The organism is Vreelandella glaciei (assembly GCF_013415125.1).
Taxonomy (GTDB): domain Bacteria; phylum Pseudomonadota; class Gammaproteobacteria; order Pseudomonadales; family Halomonadaceae; genus Vreelandella; species Vreelandella glaciei.
Genome location: NZ_JACCDE010000020.1, coordinates 83302 through 104064 on the forward strand (window position 1 = coordinate 83302; position 20763 = coordinate 104064).

19 protein-coding genes are annotated in these 20763 nt (G+C 56.4%); 13 read left to right on the top strand and 6 right to left on the bottom strand.

All coding sequences use genetic code 11. The annotated features are described in order from the left end of the window. Positions 1-31 precede the first annotated feature (31 nt). Genes HZS80_RS14190 through astB form a run of 4 tightly spaced genes read left to right on the top strand, consistent with a single transcriptional unit; the run spans position 32 to position 5017 of the window. Positions 32-1096, top strand: a complete 1065-nt coding sequence (locus HZS80_RS14190; RefSeq protein WP_179916470.1) for an arginine N-succinyltransferase — start codon at positions 32-34, stop codon at positions 1094-1096. Further along, a complete protein-coding gene (gene astA / locus HZS80_RS14195) occupies positions 1096-2127 on the top strand; it encodes an arginine N-succinyltransferase (protein WP_035559929.1) in 1032 nt (343 codons plus the stop codon). Before HZS80_RS14190 ends, astA begins: the two co-directional genes overlap by 1 nt. 53 nt (positions 2128-2180) lie before the next feature. Beyond that, positions 2181-3653 (top strand): succinylglutamate-semialdehyde dehydrogenase, encoded by a 1473-nt coding sequence (gene astD, locus HZS80_RS14200; RefSeq protein ID WP_035559930.1) that lies wholly within the window; start codon positions 2181-2183, stop codon positions 3651-3653. Further along, a complete protein-coding gene (gene astB / locus HZS80_RS14205) occupies positions 3650-5017 on the top strand; it encodes an N-succinylarginine dihydrolase (RefSeq protein ID WP_035559931.1) in 1368 nt (455 codons plus the stop codon). Before astD ends, astB begins: the two co-directional genes overlap by 4 nt. 157 nt (positions 5018-5174) lie before the next feature. On the opposite strand, the gene arcC is transcribed toward astB, so the two are convergent. From arcC to HZS80_RS14230, 5 genes are all read right to left on the bottom strand, one after another. Further along, positions 5175-6080, bottom strand: coding sequence for a carbamate kinase (gene arcC / locus HZS80_RS14210; RefSeq protein WP_035559932.1), 906 nt, complete (start codon positions 6078-6080; stop codon positions 5175-5177). 15 nt (positions 6081-6095) lie between these two features. Continuing rightward, complete coding sequence (locus HZS80_RS14215; RefSeq protein ID WP_035559934.1) at positions 6096-7097, bottom strand: ornithine carbamoyltransferase; 1002 nt, start codon at positions 7095-7097, stop codon at positions 6096-6098. 18 nt (positions 7098-7115) lie between these two features. Next, entirely contained in the window at positions 7116-8345 is a 1230-nt protein-coding gene (locus HZS80_RS14220; protein WP_179916457.1) for an arginine deiminase, read from the bottom strand. 22 nt (positions 8346-8367) lie between these two features. After that, positions 8368-9813, bottom strand: coding sequence for a YfcC family protein (locus HZS80_RS14225; RefSeq protein ID WP_035559940.1), 1446 nt, complete (start codon positions 9811-9813; stop codon positions 8368-8370). A 522-nt stretch (positions 9814-10335) separates the two neighbouring features. Next, the gene (locus tag HZS80_RS14230; protein ID WP_179916458.1) at positions 10336-11274 is read right to left on the bottom strand and encodes a DMT family transporter; all 939 of its coding nucleotides are present in this window, start codon (positions 11272-11274) and stop codon (positions 10336-10338) included. An 84-nt stretch (positions 11275-11358) separates the two neighbouring features. On the opposite strand from HZS80_RS14230, the gene HZS80_RS14235 reads away from it, so the two are divergent. Continuing rightward, positions 11359-11847 (top strand): MarR family winged helix-turn-helix transcriptional regulator, encoded by a 489-nt coding sequence (locus tag HZS80_RS14235; RefSeq protein ID WP_179916459.1) that lies wholly within the window; start codon positions 11359-11361, stop codon positions 11845-11847. A gap of 61 nt (positions 11848-11908) precedes the next feature. On the opposite strand, the gene HZS80_RS14240 is transcribed toward HZS80_RS14235, so the two are convergent. Beyond that, positions 11909-12781, bottom strand: a complete 873-nt coding sequence (locus HZS80_RS14240) for a LysR family transcriptional regulator (protein ID WP_179916460.1) — start codon at positions 12779-12781, stop codon at positions 11909-11911. Between the two features lie 88 nt (positions 12782-12869). Here HZS80_RS14240 and HZS80_RS14245 point away from each other — a divergent pair, with 88 nt between their 5' ends. The 8 genes from HZS80_RS14245 (at position 12870) to HZS80_RS14280 (ending at position 20602) form a co-directional block, all read left to right on the top strand. Continuing rightward, entirely contained in the window at positions 12870-13625 is a 756-nt protein-coding gene (locus HZS80_RS14245; protein ID WP_101147759.1) for an NAD(P)H-dependent oxidoreductase, read from the top strand. Between the two features lie 59 nt (positions 13626-13684). Next, positions 13685-14374 (top strand): 5,6-dimethylbenzimidazole synthase, encoded by a 690-nt coding sequence (gene bluB, locus HZS80_RS14250; protein ID WP_179916461.1) that lies wholly within the window; start codon positions 13685-13687, stop codon positions 14372-14374. 60 nt (positions 14375-14434) lie between these two features. Next, complete coding sequence (locus HZS80_RS14255; protein WP_179916462.1) at positions 14435-14911, top strand: GNAT family N-acetyltransferase; 477 nt, start codon at positions 14435-14437, stop codon at positions 14909-14911. A gap of 9 nt (positions 14912-14920) precedes the next feature. Next, entirely contained in the window at positions 14921-15832 is a 912-nt protein-coding gene (locus tag HZS80_RS14260) for a LysR family transcriptional regulator (RefSeq protein WP_101147762.1), read from the top strand. A 123-nt stretch (positions 15833-15955) separates the two neighbouring features. After that, complete coding sequence (locus tag HZS80_RS14265; RefSeq protein ID WP_179916463.1) at positions 15956-17371, top strand: amidase; 1416 nt, start codon at positions 15956-15958, stop codon at positions 17369-17371. Between the two features lie 80 nt (positions 17372-17451). Next, on the top strand, positions 17452-17679 hold the full coding sequence (locus HZS80_RS14270; protein WP_035559978.1) for a hypothetical protein: 228 nt from the start codon (positions 17452-17454) through the stop codon (positions 17677-17679). Continuing rightward, positions 17672-19162, top strand: coding sequence for a sodium:solute symporter family protein (locus tag HZS80_RS14275; RefSeq protein ID WP_179916464.1), 1491 nt, complete (start codon positions 17672-17674; stop codon positions 19160-19162). Before HZS80_RS14270 ends, HZS80_RS14275 begins: the two co-directional genes overlap by 8 nt. A 123-nt stretch (positions 19163-19285) precedes the next feature. Next, positions 19286-20602: a DUF2252 domain-containing protein gene (locus tag HZS80_RS14280; protein ID WP_179916465.1), complete on the top strand. Its 1317-nt coding sequence runs from the start codon at positions 19286-19288 to the stop codon at positions 20600-20602. Positions 20603-20763: the final 161 nt, after the last annotated feature.

Below are 20763 nucleotides of genomic sequence, written 5' to 3' on the forward strand. Positions count from 1 at the left end.
GCCTACTGGGTTAACAGAGGGGGCGTCGAAGATGCTGGTAGTGCGACCCGTTAAAGCGTCGGATCTACCGGCGCTCGAACAGTTGGCTGAGCATGCAGTGCCCAGGTTGACCAACTTGCCTGCCAATCGCGAGCGGCTTCAGGAGCGCATCGCGCGCTCCCAGGAGGCTTTCAATGGTGACGTCGAGTTTCCAGAAAACGAGCACTATACGTTTGTGCTGGCTGACGACTCACGCGAGGAAGTGCTCGGTACCGCCACTATCCGTGCCCAGGCGGGTGCCAATGAGGCTTACTACACCTATCGTCAGGAAACGCTGATTCACGCTTCGCAGCAGCTGAATGTGCGTCGTGAAGTTCAGACACTGGCACTTTCCCACGAAGTTTCGGATGCCACCCTGCTATGCGCTTTTTCGCTGAACCCCCGCTATAAGGGCACCAGTGCCGAGAACCTGCTGCGTCGGGCGCGGTTGATGTTTATTGCCCAGTATCCCGAGCGCTTTTCGCGCATCCTGGCGGTCGCGTTCCCCGGCTATCTGGATACCCGCGGCGAATCGCCGTTTTGGGAAAGCGTCGGCAGGCACTTTTTTGCCCGCAGCTTCCAGGACATCAATCACGTTGCGGGGGTACGCTCGAAAAGCTTTATCGCTGAAGTGATGCCCCAATTCCCGCTCTACCTGCCGCTGTTGACGCCCCAGGCGAGGGCTTCGATTGGACGTGAACACCCCGCCCATGAAGAGGCTCTGGAAGAGATGCTGGCCGAGGGGTTTGTGCGTTCTCGCCATGTGGATATTTTCGACGCCGGGCCAATTGTCAAAGCCGAGCGCGACCGGCTGGAAACCTTTCGCCGTGCCGCCTGGCATCCGGTGCGCATTCGCCCTGAACACGCTTTGCCGGACGCAGAACCGGCGATGATTGCCAACCAGAAGCTGGGTGATTTCCGCTGTATCGTCGCGCGTTATGCGTTGTCGCCCACGGGCCAGTTGATGCTGTCGGCGGAGCACGCCGAGCGGCTGGGCGTTTCGGAAGGGCGAGCCGTGCTGGCCGCACCGCTTACCTTACCCGTCGCGGTGGACGCGCTCGATGAAGGAGAAATGTAATGCGCATTCGACCCATTGCCCGCAATGACCTGGATGGGCTGCAGGCGCTTGCGCAGCAGGCCGGGGTGGGGTTTACCTCGCTGCCGGATAACCGCGAGTTTTTGGCCGGCAAGATAGAAGCCGCCGCCAGTGCCTTTGAAGAGCGCACCCCGGTGGATGACCGACTCTACTTCTTTGTACTGGAAGATGAAGTGAGTGGTGAGTTGGCGGGCTGCTGCGCCATTGAAGGCCAGGTAGGCCGAGAAGTGCCGTTTTATAACTATCGTCTCGGCACCCTGGCGCACTCCTCCATCCAGCTGGACCTTCACCGCACCATCGACACGCTGTTTTTAAGCTCCGACCACACCGGTGATGCCGAAGTGTGCTCGCTGTTCCTGCGTCCGGAGTATCGCGGTGAAGCCAATCGCCACTTGCGCAACGGCGCGCTGCTTTCCAAGGCGCGCTGGCTGTTTATCGCCCAGTTTCGTGACCGATTCCCCAATAAAGTGTTGGCAGAAATGCGCGGTGTGTTCGATGAGAACAACACCAGCCCTTTCTGGGAGAGCCTGGGCAAACACTTCTTCCCCATGGATTTCAGCGAAGCGGACCGACTCACCGGCTTGGGGCAGAAGAGCTTTATCGGTGAGCTGATGCCCAAGTTTCCGATCTACACCACCTTTATGGCCGAAGAGGCGCGCGCCTGCATTGGTCAGGTGCATCGCCATACCCGCCCAGCACTGGAAATGCTGAAGAAGGAGGGATTGCGCTGGGAAGGCTATATCGACATTTTCGACGGGGGCCCCACCGTGGAAGCCTACATCGATGATGTGCGCGCTATCCGTAATTCAAGGCTATGCCAGGTGGAAGTATCTGCCGCTGCCCGTGAAGAGAGCGTCAGCCGCTGGCTGGCGGCTACCACCCATATGTTGAACTTTACTGCCAGTTGGATAGGCCGCGCGCCCGCCGACGACAACACCATCGTGCTTAACGAGCAGGAAGCGAGCCGCTTGAGTGTCGCTACCGGTGATTACCTGCGCCTGCTGGAAACCTGAGCCCGAAAGCCTGTACGTACATAAGCCCGCATTTACACGGCAAGGAGAGAACGATGCACGCCCAACAGCAGCAACTTATCAATGGCGCCTGGCTAGCAGGCGACGCCGCGTCGTTGAGCAAGCACGATCCCGTTTCCGGACAGCTGCTCTGGCAGGCCGCCACGGCCAGCGAGGATCAGGTCACGATCGCTGTGAAAGCCGCCCGCAGTGCCTTTCCTGGCTGGGCGCGTACCCCCTTTGCCGAGCGCCAGGCTCTCGTCGAGCGTTTTGCCGAGGTGCTGAAATCCCGAGGGGAAGCGCTAGCCGTGGCGATTGCCTCTGAAACCGGCAAACCCCTCTGGGAAGCGCGCACTGAAGCGGGTGCGATGGTGGGCAAGGTCGCGCTATCGGTCAAGGCCTATAACGAGCGTACCGGTGAGCGTGAAAAAGCTGTTGGCAATGCAAAAGCCGTATTGCGCCATCGCCCCCACGGCGTGATGGCGGTGTTCGGCCCCTATAACTTTCCAGGCCACCTGCCCAACGGCCATATGGTGCCCGCGCTATTGGCGGGTAACACCGTCGTCTTCAAACCCAGCGACCAGACCCCACTGACCGCCGATTTAACCCTTCAGTGCTGGCTGGAAGCCGGGCTGCCTGCCGGGGTGATCAACCTGGTGCAGGGCGGCGTTGCCGTGGGCCAGGCGCTGGCAGGCAACCCCGGGATCGATGGCCTGCTGTTTACCGGCAGCGCCAAGGTGGGTGGCATGCTGCATCAGCAGTTTGCCGGGCAGTTGGATAAAATCCTGGCGCTCGAACTGGGCGGCAATAATCCGCTGGTAGTGAAAGATATCGATGACGAGCGTGCGGCGGTGCTTACCATTCTGCAGTCGGCGTTTCTCTCCGGTGGCCAGCGCTGCACCTGCGCTCGCCGATTGATGGTGCCGGAGGGCGCCGTCGGCGACCGGCTGATCGATGCGCTTTCAGAGGCGGTCAGCAAGCTGCATGTGGCGGGCCAGTTCGAAGAGAACCCTACCCCGTTCTATGGCGGTTTGGTGAGCGTGGCCGCTGCAGATGGCCTGCTCAAGGCGCAAGAGGAACTGGAATCCATGGGCGGTACGGTGATCAACCGCATGCGGCGCCTGGAAGAGAACACCAGCCTGCTAAGCCCCGCGCTGATTGATGTGACGGGCCTGGACGTTCCTGACGAGGAGCACTTTGGACCGCTGCTGAAAATCCACCGCTATCGCGATTGGGATGAAGCACTCTCGCTTGCCAACAACACCCGCTACGGGCTCTCCGCCGGGTTGATTGGCGGCGAGCAAGCCGATTGGGACGACTTCCTGTTGCGCATTCGCGCAGGCATCGTCAACTGGAACCGCCAGACCACCGGCGCTTCCGGCGATGCGCCCTTCGGCGGCGTAGGTGACAGCGGCAACCACCGCCCCAGCGCTTATTACGCGGCAGACTACTGCGCTTATCCGGTGGCTTCCATGGAAGCCGACACCCTGGAGATGCCTGAAACCCTGCCACCAGGAGTGAGTCTATGAAAGGCAGTGCCTTCAGTCGTATCAGGGAAGTCAATTTCGACGGTTTGGTCGGCCCTACCCATAATTACTCGGGGCTGGCAGTTGGTAACGTCGCCTCGATGAGCCACGGTGGCCTGCTCTCCAATCCCAAGGAGGGCGCGCTCCAGGGGCTGGCAAAGATGAAGTCGCTGATGGACGCGGGCTACGCCCAGGGCGTACTGCCCCCACAGCAGCGGCCTGATGTAGGGGCGCTGCGTGATCTGGGCTTCAGCGGCAGTAATAGCGATGTGCTGGCCCGTGCCGCTGTCGAGGCACCGCAGCTTCTGCGGGCGGTATGCTCGGCCTCCAGCATGTGGACCGCTAACGCAGGCACGATTACCCCCAGCGTCGACGCACCGGATGGCCGGGTGCACTTCACGCCAGCCAATCTGCAGTCGAGCTTTCACCGCTACCTGGAGCCGCAAACCACCGGGAGAGTACTGCAAGCTATTTTCCGCGATGAGCAGTGTTTTGCTCACCACCCGGTGCTGCCTGCAACGCCGGCCTTTTCCGATGAAGGGGCGGCCAATCACACCCGCCTTTGCGGCGAATATGGTGAACCCGGGGTTCACCTGTTTGTCTATGGTCGCCAGGCATTTGGTGACGTGCGTAGCGGCGAGCGTGAACCCCAGCGCTATCCCGCCCGGCAGACTCTGGAAGCCAGCCAGTCGGTAGCCCGCCAGCACGGGCTTACGGAAGCGCAAACCGTCTTCGCCCAGCAGCACCCGGATGCCATCGATGCTGGCGTGTTCCATAACGATGTCATTGCAGTGGGCAACGGGCCCGTGCTGCTCTACCACGAAATGGCCTTTCTGGACGAAGAGGGCACGCTCGATGAGTTGCGTGCCAAAATGCACACGCCGCTGATTCCCGTGCGCGTGCCGGTCGAGGCGGTGAGCATGGAAGACGCGGTCGCATCGTATCTCTTCAACTCCCAACTGCTCTCCAGCCCGGACGGCACCATGACGCTGGTGGTACCCGGCGAATGTCAGGAGCGCGAAGCGGTCTGGCGGACGATCCAGGATCTGATCCTGGCGGGCAATAACCCCATCGGTGAGGTGATCGTCAAAGACGTCAAGCAGAGCATGCGCAACGGTGGCGGCCCCGCCTGCCTGCGCTTGCGTGTGGTGCTAACGGAAGCCGAACGTGCCGCGCTCACTGGCCGAGTACTGCTCAACGAGGCACTGTATACCGATCTGACCGCGTGGGTGGAGCGCCACTACCGCGATCGCCTAGCCCCGGACGATCTCGCCGATCCACAGCTGGCGGAAGAGTCACTGGTTGCTCTGGATGAACTGACGCAGTTACTGCAGATTGGTTCGGTCTACCCGTTCCAGTTGGGGTAGGGGATTGAATAAACAGAGTAAAGAGAGAATCAAAAGAGCCATCAGATTTGGTGGCTTACCTCTATTAGTTTTATAAGGGGGAGGCTGTGACAACTGATGAAGGCGTCCTTCGGTAGGTACACGTCTTCATTAAGTCTGCAATAAGCAGTAAACAGCGTTAGCTAGCAACACAAGTGCCCGTCCGTAGGTTAAGAATATCTAGTGCATCCTCTAGACGGCCGATACCACTGATGCCTCCGCTTTCAGCGAAATTGCACGCGGCGTCCATTTTTGGCCCCATAGAACCAGCCGGCAGGTCCAGCTTGCGAGCTTCATCCAGCGTTAATTTATGGATAGGTGCAGCGGTGTCCTTACCGAAGTCACGGTAGATGGCGTCCACGTCAGTGAGAAGGAGCAAGGCGTCTGCGCCCAGCTGGCTGGCCAGAAGTGCGCTGGCGGCGTCTTTGTCGATCACGGCTTCGATGCCGATCATGCTGCCGTTCTCTCGGCGAAGAATGGGGATGCCACCGCCTCCAGCGCAGATCACCACAACGCCCTGTTCCAGCAGCAGCTGGAGCACCCTCATGTCGGGTATCTCCAAAGGCTTGGGCGAAGGCACTACCCGCCGCCACTTGTCACCATCCTGAGCGATGTGCCAACCGGCGGCTTCGGCTTTGGTCTCGGCTTCTTCCCTTTCGTAAACTGGCCCGACAAACTTGGTGGGATTGCTGAAGGCGGGGTCATTCTTGTCGACCAGAACCTGGGTAAGTAGGGTGGCCACAGGTCTGTTATGGTCCAGGGCGTTTTCCAGTTCCTGCTCGATGATGTAGCCGATCATACCTTCTGTTTCAGCGCCCAGTACATCCAGCGGATAAGCCTCGTCCGGCTTATAGGCGGCGCCCTGAAGCGCCAGTAAGCCTACCTGGGGGCCATTGCCGTGAGTGACTACCAGCTGGTGGCCAGCGCGGACGATTTCGGCCAATGATTCGGCGGCAATTTTTACGTTGGCGCGCTGGGCCTCGGCGGTCAGGGGCTCCCCTCGCCGCAACAGGGCATTGCCTCCCAGAGCTGCTACTACAAGCATGTCATGCTCCTTGAATCAGTTTCCAAGAGTGGCGACGAGCACCGCCTTGATGGTGTGCATTCGGTTCTCCGCCTGATCAAATACGATAGAGGCGGGACTTTCAAAGACGTCGTCGGTGACTTCCATGGCGTCGATGCCGAACTCGGCCTGTATTTCCTTGCCTATGGTGGTCTCGGTGTTATGGAAGGCCGGCAGACAATGCATGAACCTTACGCGGGGGTTGCCGGTTTTCTCCATCAGGGCAGCATTGACCTGATAGGGCTGCAACAGTTTGATTCGCTCTGCCCACTTTTCCTTGGGTTCACCCATGGACACCCACACGTCGGTGTAGACAAAATCCACGCTCGCAACGGCGGCATCAATGTCCTCCGTGATCATAATCCGGGCGCCGGTTTCACTGGCAATAGCCTGTGCTTCATTCTGAATAGCCTCGCTGGGCCAACAGGCCTTGGGCGCACACAAGCGCACATCCATTCCCATCATGGCGCCGCCGATCAGCAGGCTGTCGCCCATGTTATTCGCAGCGTCCCCGATAAATACAAAGGCAACATCCCGCAGCGGCTTTTCCACGTTTTCCTGCATGGTCAGGAAGTCTGCGAGGATCTGTGTGGGGTGGAATTCATTGGTCAGCCCATTGTAAACCGGCACGCCGGCATATTGTGCCAGCTCCTCAACCACCGTCTGGCCGAACCCCCGGTATTCGATGGCATCGTAAACGCGGCCGAGCACACGGGCGGTATCCTTGACGGATTCCTTGTGGCCGATATGGGTGCCCGTCGGGCCCAGATAGGTTACTCGGGCGCCCTGATCAAACGCTGCAACCTCAAAGCCTACCCGGGTTCGGGTGGAGTTCTTTTCAAAGATCAGCGCTATGTCCTTGCCCTGCAACTGCGGTACTTCGGTGCCGGCGTACTTGGCTGTTTTCAGGTCGGTGGAAAGCTTGAGCAAAAAACTGATCTCTCGGGGCGTAAAGTCCCTCAGGGTCAGGAAGTGCCGGTTCTTGAGATTGAAAGCCATGGTTCTGCTCCTACCTTGTCAGACTGTATCTCGTATTGTCGGGCAGCTCATGCAGCGCCCACCGCCCCGGCCCCGGCCCAACTCCGCTCCGGGTATGGCCAGTACCTCTATGCCGGCTGCTTCCAGCGCAGCATTGGTATCGTCGTTGCGGTCATAACCGATGACGACCCCCGGACTCAGTGCCAGCACGTTATTGCCATCGTTCCATTGTTCTCGCTCCCGTTCGGCAGGGGTATCGCCACCCGTGGCGACCACTTCCAGGGACGGGTAACCAAGTACATCGGCAACAACATCAAACAGCGGACGGCTGTCCTGGAAGAACGACAGGTGCTTGCTGCCTTCCCCCGGACGCAGGTCGTAGCAAACCATTTCATCTGCGACTTCCTTGAAAGTGGTCACTACATTGCCGCCACAGAAGGTAAACACGGTATCCAAGTGCATGGCAGAACGGCTCTTGGGAATCTGGCAGGCAATTATCCGTTCTGCAGTGCCGTTAGCAAAAAGCGTCTTGGCCAGCTGGCCAATGGCTTGCGGAGAGGATCGTTCCCCCATTCCCACCAGCACGACACCATTACCCACCGGCATGATGTCCCCTCCTTCCAGGGTCGCCAGCGCATGATCTTCAAGTGGGTCGCCCCAATGCACGTTCACCTTGCCGGCAAACTTCGGATGGAACCGGTAGATCGCGCTCATTAGCAGCGTCTCTGGTTTGCGCGCAGCCCAGTACATAGGGTTCAGGGTGACACCACCATAAATCCAGGCGCTGTTATCCCGGGTGAACAGTAAGTTGGGCAGTGGCGGCAGCACAAAGCCGTGAGGCCCCAGATGGTTACCGAACAGCCCTGCAGGGTCGAAAGGCAGGTCACCTACTTCCAAACCACCAATGAGAAATTTCGCCAGCGTATTACCCGGCAGTTCGTTCATCCATGTGCGAAGGTCGGATACCATGCCTACCCCGATATGATTCCAGGTAATCCGGTGGTCTAGAACCCAGGTACGTGCTTCGGGAATATCAAGCGTTGTCGCCAGCAGGTCGTTAACGTCCAGAACCTCCACACCACGTTCACGCATTACCTCGGCGAATACGTCATGGTCTTTCTGTGCCTGCTTGACCCAGAAGACATCGTCGAACAACAACGCATCGCAGTTGGAGGGAGTCAGTCTTCTATGGGCTAGCCCAGGGCGGCAGACGATAACTTGCCGTAAAGTCCCAGTTTCCGAGTGAACGCCCAAAGTGTGTTCTGACATGTCGCATACTCCTTTGCCCTGATTATAGAAATGCACCAATGCTAATAACTGCACTGATAAAAACAGTCAAAATAAGAAGGAGAGGCCAGATAAATACTAGCCAACGGTCATAAGAGATACGGCCTATCGCTAGGCCACCGACCACTACGGCAAAGGTCGGGTTTATCAGATTAACCAGGCCGTTGGCTGATTGGTAAGCAGTTACCACCAAGTCACGTCCTACGTCAGCAAAGTCGCCCAAGGGCGCTAAAATAGGCATGGATAGTACGGCAAGTCCGGATGAGGAGGGTACGAAGAAACTCATTCCTACCTCGATCCAGAACATCAAATTGATAAAGGTTAGTTCAGGCAATCCACCTAATGTACTTTCGGCGCTATGCAAGATGGTATCGGCAATCATGCCTTGTTCCATGATCACCACGATGCCGCGGGCCAGACCAACGACCAGGGCTACGCCGAGCAGATCGCGGGCGCCGTCGACAAAACTACTGGTCAGCTTTTTCTCGCCCAGCCGAGCGATGATGCCGATCACAATGGCGGAACCAAAGAAAAGTGCGCCCATCCTAGCCATCCACCAGCCTTGGGACGAGACGCCCCAAATCATCGCGATAAAGGTCAGAGCAAAAATAACAAGGGTAATTTTCTGAGTGCCTGAAAGATCAAAATTTTCCAGCTCGTCGTGTCCCTGTAGAAAGAGTTTGCGGTGTGCATCCTGTTGTCTGGCCACAACGGAGCGAGCAGGATCCAACTTAATGCGTTTGGCGTAGCGCATCACGTAGACTGAACAAATCACCAGCCCGCCAATCAGCAGCACCAGCCGAAGTACAATTCCCTCTGTAAAAGGAATATCCGCTGCGTTAGAGGCAATGACAGTAGCGAAGGGGTTGATAGTGGAGCCCAACACACCAATACCAGCGCCGATCAGAATCACGGCGACTCCTGTGATCGCATCATAGCCAGCAGCGATGATGATGGGGATTAGAATGGCATAGAAGGCCAGAGTCTCTTCTGCCATGCCATAGGTGGTGCCTCCGAGGGCAAACAGCGTCATCAGGATGGGGATCATCCAGATCTCTCGGCCTTCCAGCCGATGCATCACGTTACGTATCCCCGTGTCGATTGCGCCGGTAGCATTGATAACGCCTAAGAAGCCACCCAAAAACAGCACAAATAAGGCAACGTCGATGGCATTGGCGACATAGCTGTCGGGATCATAGAAACCCGCCGTGGGGGCCAGCATGACGTCCACAAAACCTTGAGGGTTTGAATCAACCGTTACATAGGTGCCAGGTACTGCAATTTCGCGTCCGACCTCTTCATTCATCGTACGTTCGTATTGCCCGGCAGGAATGATCCAGGTCAGCGCCGCTACAAGAATAATTAGCAGGAAGAGAATTGAGTAGGCTGTAGGGAACCGTGTCGCTAGATCCTCTTCAGGCTTTGGTGAAGTGAGCTTTTCATCTGACATGCGCTGTCTCCGACCTATGGTTAAGGAGCAATCAACTATATTCAGTGTATTCCCATTACAATGGCTTGAATTGATTTAGATCAATCACGCAAAAGTACATGCAGCTGCAGCTAATAAATGACGAAAAATTTAATTGGTCGAGCCGTGCTTGCTGCTGTAACTGGTAATGCAGATTTTGAGCTTTGGTATGTTCTGAAGACGAGCTGGTAAGTTTTTCGTAGCTTTAGCTATTATTATCTTTTACGTTTTTTTGGCAGCAGACTAAGTTTGGTTCTGTGATTTATTCACTAGTGGTTTTTATATCTCGCTACAGCACATCGGTTTGATGAATCTCGGGGCTTGAAATAAACGCTGTGATCTTTTCCCAGCAACAGGTCTTCTACAAGTGAGATTTTCAGCTACGTTTACCCCATGGAGTGTCGCATTCTGTAGCAGTAAGTAGGATCGTATAACAGTTCTTGTCCCCCTCTCAGTGGCGCCCTGCCATGATCATCACATTGCCTCATCGCTTAAGGCCACCGTTTAGACTGCTTTATCAGGCACCTGCTTCGCTTTACCAATGTTAAGCAAGGCAATACCGGCACCAATCAGTAGGATGCCAGGCAGCAAGCCCTCAGGGGCAGTTTCTCCCTGTAACAGGATGGCGACTGGAACTCCCACCACGGCACCGACGGAGCCCAACAAACTCAGAAATACCGGGCCACCGCTTTTTTGCAGCAGGAAGAGCAGTAAAAACTGGCCAGCGAACACCACTGCTTGGACAGCAATTAGGACTATCGGCAGAGACCGATCCATGGGGACGTGAAGTGAGAAGCCTGGCAGTAGGCCCACCCCCAGCAGAAGCATAGAGGCAGCTATCAGCATCCCTGGCGCCAGCGCATCGCTGGACACCCCCACTGGCCAGCGCAGGGTTCGGTAAAGGTTACCGATGGCCAGCAGCACAGGGCCAATCAAGGCAAGAAGAATCCACAGGTAGTCAGCATCAGGGGCGGATAGCTTATGGAAAGCTAGAGTGAAGGCGCCTGCAAGGGCTGACATGACACCAGCCGCACGCAAGAGCTGAAAGCGCTCCATTTTTAACGTCAACGCACCGACGTAGGTGAGCAGCGGTGGCAACGTGATGATCAATGCCACAAATCCTGCGCCGACATGGGGGATAGCCGAAAAGAAGAGCAGGTTGGCGCCCGCCACGCCCAGCAGCGCAGAGATCAGGTAGTACTCGACGCTGCGAACGGTCAACGGTGGCAGATTGCGGCGGTAAGCGGCGAGCGCAAGCAGAAGTAGTGCCGCCCCTGAAATTGACCAAAACAGAAAAGCGAGCGCTGATAGCTGCATTTCACCCGCGAGCTTTGCCAAATTAGTCGATAGGCCCAGCAAGGCGCCACCAGCGAGCAGATACAGCAGCGGGGCAAGCCAGGTTCTTTTAGAGGAGTATAGCTTGGGTTTGTTGGGTAATGTCATTAGCAGCCTTCAAGGATTATATCTTGATATCAAGGTATGTAGGATTAACCTTGACGTCAAGGTATATAGGCGCAAAATACGTTTATGGATCATGTAGACCACATACTCAAACAGTGGCGCCAGGAGCGTCCCGACCTCGACGTAGCCCCGATGGGTACTATCGGGCGGGTCAAACGGCTGAACCACACCTTGATGCGCGCGATGGAGAAGACCTGGGCAAAATATGGCCTGACGGATGCGGGCTTTGACGTATTGGCCACGCTGCGCCGAGAGGGAGCGCCCTATGCGCTATCGCCGAGCGATTTGATGGCATCCACCATGGTGACCTCAGGCACCATGACTCACCGTATCCATCAATTGGAAAAGTCAGGACTGATCGAGCGGGTCAAGAACCCGGATGATGGTCGCGGTTTTCTGATCTCTCTTTCTCAGCGCGGATTTGATCTGATCGACGAAGCGGTGGCTGCTCATGTAGAGACACAGGCGCAGCTGGTGAGCGGGCTGACTGACGAACAACGTCAACAACTGGATGCGTTGTTAAAGCAGTTCCTGGCGGGGGTTGAGCAGGAGTGATCGCTTTTGCCATCGGAGTGCGCTGTCACTTGATTCGCCCTTCAGGTACCAGACCTTGTGGTTACCGTCCGCGAAGCCCCTCAGTGATCGTTTCCATAAACGCGCGTACTTTAGCCACATGACGCAAATCTGGATGGGTGAGCAGCCAAAGCTGAGTCGTCAGCGCGTCAATCGGCTGGCTGAGTCTGAGTAGTGCTTCATCGGCATCGCCAAGATAGCAAGGCAGTACCGCAATGCCCGCCCCATGACGGACCGCCAGCTTCATCCCCAGCATGCTGTCCAGTCGGTAGGCCGCGTTTTTACCCACCATCCACTGCTCAAGCGCTGTATCGCCTAGGTGAACATCCGGGCCTATCCAGTTTTCTGTTGTTAGTGACGTTGGATCTAATGGCAGAGGAGCTTTTTGCCAAAGCGCTTGTTGTCCATAAACTGCCAAGGGGATGTCGCTTACTTTTCGGCCTACAAGCGTTTCCGGTGGCTTGCAGGTTGGACGGATAGCGATATCGGCCTCACGTCGCGTCAAACTATGAAGCTGGTTGGAGATGACCACTTCCAGCGAGATAGCCGGATAGGTTTCTCGAAAGCTTGCCAATAACGGGGAGAGCAGGCCCGCGAAAAGTGTATCGGTCGTGGTGATTCGCAGGCTGCCGGTAAGCGCTAAATCCTGCCCTATGATTCGGCGCTCCGCGCCGTTGATCTCATTTTGCACACGCAGGGCCGACGCTGTTAAATCGTCGCCTGCCATGGTCGGCGTATAGCCGTTACGGCTGCGCTCAAAAAGAGTAACGCCCAGTCGTCTCTCCATCTCGCTTAAACGCCTGAAAACAGTGGCGTGGCTGATCCGCAGCGTTCGGCTGGCGCCGGATAGCGAGCCCGCCTCGGCAATCGCTAGCACAATTTCTAGGTCGTCCCATCTTATCCGTTGTTCATTCATGCAAGCCCGGTTCTCATTTTTAGCCAATTTTTGAGCATATATGAACAGGTTAGTCTGTCGTTGAACCAATCGATAGGGGAAGCGCAGTATGAATGTATTGATCGTCTTGGCTCATCCTGAATGCAAGTCGTTTAATGGCGGCCTAGTAGATGAAGCGGTAGCACAGCTGATAGGCGAGGGTCACACAGTGGAAGTGGATGATCTTTATGCTGAGCAGTTTGATCCAGTGGAGCGCGCTGGGCACTATCCGCATAGCGCTGTGGCATCGGACTACTTCTATCCCCTCAATGAGCAGCGGGCTCACCACGAAGAAAACACATTGCCGCAGGACGTCCAGCGGGAGTTGGCGCGGTTGGAGTGGGCTGACTTGGTGATCTTCCAGTTTCCCTTATGGTGGCACGCCCAGCCTGCCATTTTGAAAGGCTGGTTTGATCGGGTGCTGGTGTATGGAGGACGCTACACGAGTCGCATGCGTTACGATAAAGGCTACTATCGTGGCAAGAGGGCCATACTTTCAGTGACCACGGGCTCGCCTGAAAAGACATTTCAGCCCTTTGGTCGTGCAGGCAACATGGTTCACTGGCTTTGGCCGATTCATTCATCACTGTACTACGTTGGCTTTGACGTACTGGCGCCCCAGGTGAGCTACGGCATTCAAGGCGGCGGTATTCGTTATCAACCGGAAGCTGACCTCCCAGGTCACCTGGAGGCTTGTAAAGCGGCCTGGGCATCTCGGCTGAAGAGCCTAAATAGTGAACTGGCCATCCCCTTTGCTGGCTGGGGCGACTGGGACGAGGACGGTGTATTACGCCAAACAACGCCACTGCGATGGAGGCTGGGCTGACCTCGTGTAGACTCTTTACTCGTCTATAAACCAGATCAGCAAAAGGTCCGACAAGCGCCATGACCACCTCGAATCACCGTTTTACCGATGCTGAGCGCCGTGGGCTTTACCGCGCCATACACGAACGGCGCGACGTGCGCTCGCAATTTCTGCCCGACCGGATTCCCCCTGATGTGCTGGCCCGTCTTTTAGAAGCTGCACACCATGCGCCGTCAGTAGGGTTTATGCAGCCCTGGGATTTCATCGTGATTGAAAGTCGTGACGTCAGGGAAACCGTGCTGGCGATGTTCGAGCAGGAGAACCGGAAGGCCGCCGAGCGCTTTGAAGGCGAGCGCAAGGAGCATTACCGCAGCCTTAAACTGCAAGGCATTCTGGAAAGCCCACTCAATCTCTGTATTACCTGTGACCGAAGCCGGGGCGGCCCGCATGTGCTGGGGCGCAATAGCATTGTCGATACCGACCTGTTTAGTACCTGCTTAGCAGTGCAAAATCTTTGGCTAGCGGCGCGGGCAGAAGGTATTGGCGTTGGCTGGGTGAGTATTCTCGATCAAGAGCAGCTAAGCGCGGCGTTGAATTTGCCCGAACATGTCTATCCTCTGGCGTATCTCTGCCTTGGCTATGTGAGCGAGTTTTTAGATCAGCCGGAGCTTGAAGCAAAGGGGTGGCGGAGTCGGTTGGCATTGACTGAGTTGGTGCACCACGATACTTGGGGGCAGCCCCTAGCCAGCCAATGGTTCGACCCTCTATAGCGCTAATACTTATTTGTCGCTAATGTATCCGTTTGTGCTAAATAAGGTTTGGAGCGAACTATGCGAGGCGATATCACTATTCAGCGATTAAACGCGGACGCTCCTAGCGCTGAAATAGTCGCGTGCTGGACATTTGAAGCCTGGGGACACTTGCACCCTGGGCTTACTAAAGAACAAGCCATTGCACGTTTAAAAGCAGAATGTGGGCACGCTGGTGTGCCAACGATATTTGTGGCCTTGAGTGAAGAAACGCCAGTGGGGACTGCCAGCCTCATTGTCGATGATATGAGTATTCGCCGCGACCTTACCCCATGGCTTGCCTCCGTGTTTGTTGTGCCCGAATGGCGGGGGCAAGGAATTGCTTCTGCATTAGTGCATCGGGTAGAAGTAGAAGCAGCCGAGAACGGGATTGAGCGCTTCTATCTCTATACCCCCGACCAGCAGGCGCTCTATCGGCGCTTGGGTTGGCAAGATGTAGAAAGCCTTGAGTACCGGGGCGAAAACGTCACGGTGATGTCGCGGCAGTTGGGGCTTTAAGGTGCGCTTATGATCAGTGGCCGCGCATTACGCTATTTTGATACTGTGGCCCAGTGTCACTCCTTGCGCCAAGCCGCAGCTCAGTTACATATCGCCCCCACGGCAATCAGCCGTCAGATTGATTTACTGGAGCATCAGTTGGGGGCTCCACTGATCGAACGCGGCCCTAACGGTATTAGTTTGACGGCAGCAGGAGAGCTATTGGCTGCCCAGGCCCAGCGAACCCTACGCGATCTTGAACGGGTACAGGAACACATTGCCGACTTGAAAGGCCTACGAACCGGCCGGGTCAGTCTGCAAGTAGCGGAGGGAGTCGTCGCCGGACTGCTGGCGCCGGCATTGGCCAACATGGGGCTACGCTATCCTTATCTTCGCTTTGATATCGGCACCGCTAGCGCCAGCCATATGATCGAAGCGCTGCGTCGTGGGGACGCTGATATTGGCCTGTCGTTCTTCATGCCACGCCATGATGACATTGTGCCGTTCTCCAGTTCTGACTTGCACCATCATGCCGTCATGGCGCCTGCTCATCCCTTGGCAGATGCTAATGAGTTAAGCCTTGCCATATTGGCAGAGCATCGCCTGATTCTGCCTGATGAATCCTATGGTGTGCGTCAGGCGCTCGAGCGAGCTGCCCATCATCAAGGGGTGGCGTTGGCACCTACCTTCAAGACCGCTTCCTTGGAAACCCAGAAAGCCCTCGCGCTTAACGGTGCGGGCGTGCTCATCCTTCCGCCGATGGCCGTGGCGCGTGAGTGTCAGTCAGGTGAGCTGGTGAGCATCCCGTTGTCACCTCTGGAGCTTGAGCCGGCGCGGATTGATCTTTGCGTCTATCGTCATCGCCAGCGCAGCTTTGCCACCGAGGCGTGCCTCTCGTTACTGGCGAGTGCCCTGCAAACGATGACGGAAGCGTCGTCTTGAAAGCAATGTGCACACAAAAAGTGGACACGCTGTGGTCAATATTGAAATAGCAGAAGACACTGAGTGGGTTCATGCTGACATTAGTGGTAATGACGACATGATAACAACAGCAAAGGTGATGTGATGCCCGAACTACACCAGTTGACCGCTACTCAATTACTCGAAGGTTACCGCACTCAAGCATTTTCTCCTCTGGATGTTGCTGAAACACTGATTTCCCATATTGATCAATGGGAACCGCATATCAACGCGCTTTACACCTATCGCCCCGAGTCGCTGCTGGAAACCGCGGAGGCCTCGACCCGGCGTTGGGCCAAAGGCGAGCCAGGCGGCGCACTGGATGGAGTGCCGATAACCCTGAAAGAGCTGATTGCCACCAAGGGAATGCCAGTTCCTGGAGGGACAGGGCTGGGGGAGCAGGCCGTTGCTCGAGAAGATGCACCTCCGGCTGCGCGGCTTGCGGAAGACCATGCGCTGGTGGTGGCGAAAACCACCTGCCCTGATTTTGGCATGCTGTCATCAGGGCTATCGTCCTTTCATGGCCTGACTCGTAATCCCTGGAAGCTGGCATGTAATACCGGCGGTTCCAGCTCGGGCGCAGGCGCTGCGGCGGCTGCCGGGTTTGGGCCGCTGCACGTAGGTACCGATATCGGTGGCTCGATACGGTTGCCCGCCGCGTGGTGCGGCGTAGTGGGCTTCAAGCCGACCCTGGGTCGTATACCGATAGACCCGTATTATGTGGGCCGTTGTGCAGGGCCCATGACGCGCAGTGTAGAAGATGCCTCGCTAATGATGACAGCGCTGGCCCGGACGGATCGGCGCGATGCAATGCGCCTGCCGCCGGAAGAGATCGATTGGCTGGATTTATCGCTAGAGATGAAGGGCCTGCGCATAGGGGTGATGATGGAGGCAGGCTGCGGCTTACCGCTGGATGACGAGATTCGCCGTCATGTCGAGCAGGCAGCAAAGCAACTGGAAGCCGCAGGTGCAACGCTGGTGCCGTTAGCACCAGTGTTGACTCGAGAGATGCTGGATGGGCTGGATCAATTTTGGCAGGCTCGTCAGTGGGGAGAGCTGCTAAAGCTCTCCTCTGAGGAGCGCGAAAAAGTGCTGCCTGCGATTTTGGCTTGGGCAGATGGTGGTGAACGTTTAAGTGGCGTAGCCGCGTTGCAGGGGTTTCAGCAGACGATGGCCATGCGGCGTGCTACTGAAGCGGTATTTGATAAGGTCGATGCGGTAATCTCACCCTCAACGCCCACTATCGCCTTTCCTGCCGAGTGGCCATCACCCAGCAATGATCCGCGCCAACCGTTCGAGCATATTGCCTACACCGTGCCGTGGAACATGGGGGAGCAGCCTGCAATCTCGCTTAACGCTGGATTCAGCAGTCCTGAAACGTCACCGGCCCTGGCCGCTAACATGCCTATTGGTGTGCAGTTGATTGGCCCACGTTTCGACGATCATTTCGTGCTGAAATTGGCTCATCAATTGGAGACGCGCCTGGCGTTGCCATTACGCTGGCCGATGCTGCCAGCGTAATGGCAACTGTCAGTTAACATCGGTCTTTACATGGCTCTGCCTCTGAATACGTTTAATCATTAATAACGAAGGGAACGCTCATGCGACGCTTTTTGGTACTGCCCACCTCTCGGGCAGGGTGGGGGTTATTGATTGCTTTCGTGGCACTGGTGCTGGCGGGAACCTGGCCAGTGATTGGCCTGGTGAACCGGGCAACGCTGGTGATGGGGCTTCCATTGATGGTGGTCTGGAGCTATCTGGTTATTTTCGCCTGCGTGGTGGTCATGCTGATCGGTAATCGCATTGTGGAGCGAGACGACCATGAATAGCCCTTGGCCATTACTGATAACGCTGACGTATGTGGTCATTGCGATGGTGATTGGATTACGTGCCAAGGCAGGCCGTTCCATGAACAGCCTGGAGGAGTGGGGCGTGGCGGGGCGCAGCATGGGGCCGGTGACGCTTTATCTGCTGATCGCCGCCGGTAGTGTGAGTGCTTACACCTTCATGGGTGCGCCCGGTTGGGCTTATTCCAAAGGTGTCGCGGTATTTTATGTAGCGATTTACCTTGCCTATCTCGCGTTGGTCGCCTGGTACTTCGGCCCGAAGGTGTGGCAATTCGGCGAGCAGTTTGGTCACGTAACCCAAGCAAGCGCCATCTCCGACCGATACCAGAGCCCGGCGCTGGGAGCACTAGCGGCACTCGTTATGGCGATCGGCTCTGTGGCCTATGCGGTGCTTCAAACTATCGGCTCTGCCTATATTTTGTTTGTGATGAGCGGCGGCTTGATACCGATTTGGCTGGGAGTCGTGCTGGTGTTGGCCTGTATCGCCGTGTATCTCTACGTCAGCGGACAGCGGGCGATTGGCCGCACCAATGCCTTTCAAGGCGTGCTGATGCTAATCGTTGCCTGGGCCGTCGGCCTGTGGGCCGTACATAGCGCCACTGGCGGGTTGAGTTTTGCTGGGGTGTTCGAACGTATTCAGACCGAGCATAGCGAGTTTCTCACCTTGCCAGGCGCCGGTGGTGATATGAGCTTTAGTTTCTGGACGACCTCAATCATCGTTTCGATGTTCTCGTTCATGCCACCCGTCTGGACGCAGTGGATGAGCGCTTCCTCCGCGCGCACCATTCGTCGTAGCGCGACGTGGCTGCCCACTTATTACGTAGTGATTTTGCCTATGGTAGTGGTGGGCTTCATCGGCATTTTTTCGCTGCCTGAACTCGCCCGCGCCGATACTGTGGTACTCGAATACGCCATGCAGCATTTGCCTGTCGTACTGGTCGGGTTGCTGGGAGCGGGCACTCTGGCGGCCTCTATGTCCTCCAGCGAACCTTTTATTCACTCGGTGTCGTTGTCGCTCAGTAAGGATGTGATTCAGCCCGTGTTGAAGTTATCCGACGCTGTCACCGGCAAGTTGGCGCGACTGTTGATCCTACCCATCATGTTCTTGGTGATAGCGCCACTGGCAATTGCCGAACCCGGTAGCCTGGTGATGATTCTGTTGGTGGGGCTGGGCTTTGCCTCCCAGGTAATGCCTGCGTTCATCGGGATGTTCTTCTGGCCGCGAGCGTCTCGCCTGGGCGTGATGGCCGGTATCGTGGTGGGCTTTTTGATTACCACAGCATTTACTATCCTTTGGCCACACCCGATGGGTATTCATGCAGGCTTTTGGGGGCTAATGCTCAATCTGCCGGTATTTATTGTGATCTCATTAATGACGCCATCTACCAACGCAGAAGTGGTTGAGCGCTTCTTTCGTATCGCAGCTCCACGCGGGTTAACACGCTTAGGGCGCAAGGGTGGATAGTAAACGCTGACTTAATCTATTCATGTTCATCGCTTACCCTTGCAGATAACCGCTTTTATGCTCCGAGCGCTTTTTACGCACCGGGCAAACACAGCGAATGAATGCACTAACAAAGGCAACGCAATGAGCCATGCACTGACTGGACATAACCGCCCTCAGCAAGTGATTGAGGCAACCCATCAGGCGAACAAGACATTGGCCACGGCCACGCGCCAAGCCAAGTACGCCAAAATGGCTGCGTCGCCTTACCGATTTTATCGGGGAAGCAATCATCTTTTCTGGCAAGACGTTTGGCATGATTGGCGCTTTGCCCTGTTCGGCGGCTGGCCGGAAACCCAAACATGGCTGCAAGGCGATGCTCACGCCTATAACTTTGGCGCTTATGGGCATCATGATGATCAGGTGCGCTATGGTATGGACGACTTCGACGATGCGTTAATTGGCGATTACCAGTACGACGTTTGGCGACTGGCTATCAGCTTGGTACTGGATGGTCGCGAGAACGCGGAGCTGGATGCCAAGGCTATTGATAAAGCCCTTAAAAAGTTAATAGAGGGCTATTACCAAACGCTGGCGGATCATGTCGATGGTAAACCCATTCACGCCGTAACTCTCGACACCGCCAAGGGCCCGCTGAAGCCGTTCATGAATAAGGTGGCGGATAAACAGAGCCGTGCGCGGATGCTCGAGAAGTGGACGACGCTTGATGATCAGAAAGGCCGTCAATTTGCCGAACGGCCCGGTAAACTCGCTAATCTACCGGCGGATGTCGCCAGCCAGCTAGGCCGACTGATTGAGCAGGAGTACCAGCAAACGCTGCAACACGCCTTTAAAGAGAGCGACCCTCACCATTTTCGTGTGAAAGATACGGCTCGACGTCTGGATGCAGGTACCGGCTCGCTGGGCGTGGAGCGCTACTACGTATTGATTGAAGGAGGCGTTGAGCACGAGCACGACGATATCATTCTGGATATCAAAGAGCAGGTGTCGCCAGAAGCGTTCCAGCTGATGGACAAGCCACAGCAGCAGGCATGGCGAAAGCTATTTCCCAATGAAGGTATCCGCCATGCTGCGGCATTCCATGCCATTGCCGAGCACCCGGATGCTTATCTTGGCTGGCTAACCATGAACGGCAAGGTGTTTTCGGTTCGCGAGCGCTCGCCGTTCAAGAAAGACATGCCGACCCATAAGCTTTCTGGTGGTAAGTCGTATAAAAAGCTGGCGCAGCAGTGGGGGGAAATTCTTGCCCGTGAACACCTGCGCGGTGCCCAGGCGCTTAATCGAGGTGACGCGACACGCTTTGCTAAGGCGGTAGGTCAGCGCCTGAAAGGAAGGGAAACGCAGTTTGTCGAGATCGTTTCAACACTGGCAGTCGCTTACGCCGACTGCACTGAGCAGGATTACGCAGTGTTTATTGATCACTTTCTGGCCAATCCATAGCGGTAGAAAATGATACTAAATGCTCAATTGCAGGCGTTGTATACCTGGATTCATAGAATAAGCGCAGCACTTTGGATCACAAGGTAGAGGCAGGAGGGCCAGCGCCGGTACCCTCTCTGCCTTACCTACCAAAGTGAAGCAGAGCATGGGATACCGACAAC

What these genes read in the sequence shown, in the direction of transcription:
- HZS80_RS14190 (WP_179916470.1), top strand. Translation starts at nt 32, where the DNA reads ATGCTGGTAGTGCGACCCGTTAAAGCGTCGGATCTACCGGCGCTCGAA.
- astA (WP_035559929.1), top strand. Translation starts at nt 1,096, where the DNA reads ATGCGCATTCGACCCATTGCCCGCAATGACCTGGATGGGCTGCAGGCG.
- astD (WP_035559930.1), top strand. Translation starts at nt 2,181, where the DNA reads ATGCACGCCCAACAGCAGCAACTTATCAATGGCGCCTGGCTAGCAGGC.
- astB (WP_035559931.1), top strand. Translation starts at nt 3,650, where the DNA reads ATGAAAGGCAGTGCCTTCAGTCGTATCAGGGAAGTCAATTTCGACGGT.
- arcC (WP_035559932.1), bottom strand. Translation starts at nt 6,080, where the DNA reads ATGCTTGTAGTAGCAGCTCTGGGAGGCAATGCCCTGTTGCGGCGAGGG.
- HZS80_RS14215 (WP_035559934.1), bottom strand. Translation starts at nt 7,097, where the DNA reads ATGGCTTTCAATCTCAAGAACCGGCACTTCCTGACCCTGAGGGACTTT.
- HZS80_RS14220 (WP_179916457.1), bottom strand. Translation starts at nt 8,345, where the DNA reads ATGTCAGAACACACTTTGGGCGTTCACTCGGAAACTGGGACTTTACGG.
- HZS80_RS14225 (WP_035559940.1), bottom strand. Translation starts at nt 9,813, where the DNA reads ATGTCAGATGAAAAGCTCACTTCACCAAAGCCTGAAGAGGATCTAGCG.
- HZS80_RS14230 (WP_179916458.1), bottom strand. Translation starts at nt 11,274, where the DNA reads ATGACATTACCCAACAAACCCAAGCTATACTCCTCTAAAAGAACCTGG.
- HZS80_RS14235 (WP_179916459.1), top strand. Translation starts at nt 11,359, where the DNA reads ATGGATCATGTAGACCACATACTCAAACAGTGGCGCCAGGAGCGTCCC.
- HZS80_RS14240 (WP_179916460.1), bottom strand. Translation starts at nt 12,781, where the DNA reads ATGAATGAACAACGGATAAGATGGGACGACCTAGAAATTGTGCTAGCG.
- HZS80_RS14245 (WP_101147759.1), top strand. Translation starts at nt 12,870, where the DNA reads ATGAATGTATTGATCGTCTTGGCTCATCCTGAATGCAAGTCGTTTAAT.
- bluB (WP_179916461.1), top strand. Translation starts at nt 13,685, where the DNA reads ATGACCACCTCGAATCACCGTTTTACCGATGCTGAGCGCCGTGGGCTT.
- HZS80_RS14255 (WP_179916462.1), top strand. Translation starts at nt 14,435, where the DNA reads ATGCGAGGCGATATCACTATTCAGCGATTAAACGCGGACGCTCCTAGC.
- HZS80_RS14260 (WP_101147762.1), top strand. Translation starts at nt 14,921, where the DNA reads ATGATCAGTGGCCGCGCATTACGCTATTTTGATACTGTGGCCCAGTGT.
- HZS80_RS14265 (WP_179916463.1), top strand. Translation starts at nt 15,956, where the DNA reads ATGCCCGAACTACACCAGTTGACCGCTACTCAATTACTCGAAGGTTAC.
- HZS80_RS14270 (WP_035559978.1), top strand. Translation starts at nt 17,452, where the DNA reads ATGCGACGCTTTTTGGTACTGCCCACCTCTCGGGCAGGGTGGGGGTTA.
- HZS80_RS14275 (WP_179916464.1), top strand. Translation starts at nt 17,672, where the DNA reads ATGAATAGCCCTTGGCCATTACTGATAACGCTGACGTATGTGGTCATT.
- HZS80_RS14280 (WP_179916465.1), top strand. Translation starts at nt 19,286, where the DNA reads ATGAGCCATGCACTGACTGGACATAACCGCCCTCAGCAAGTGATTGAG.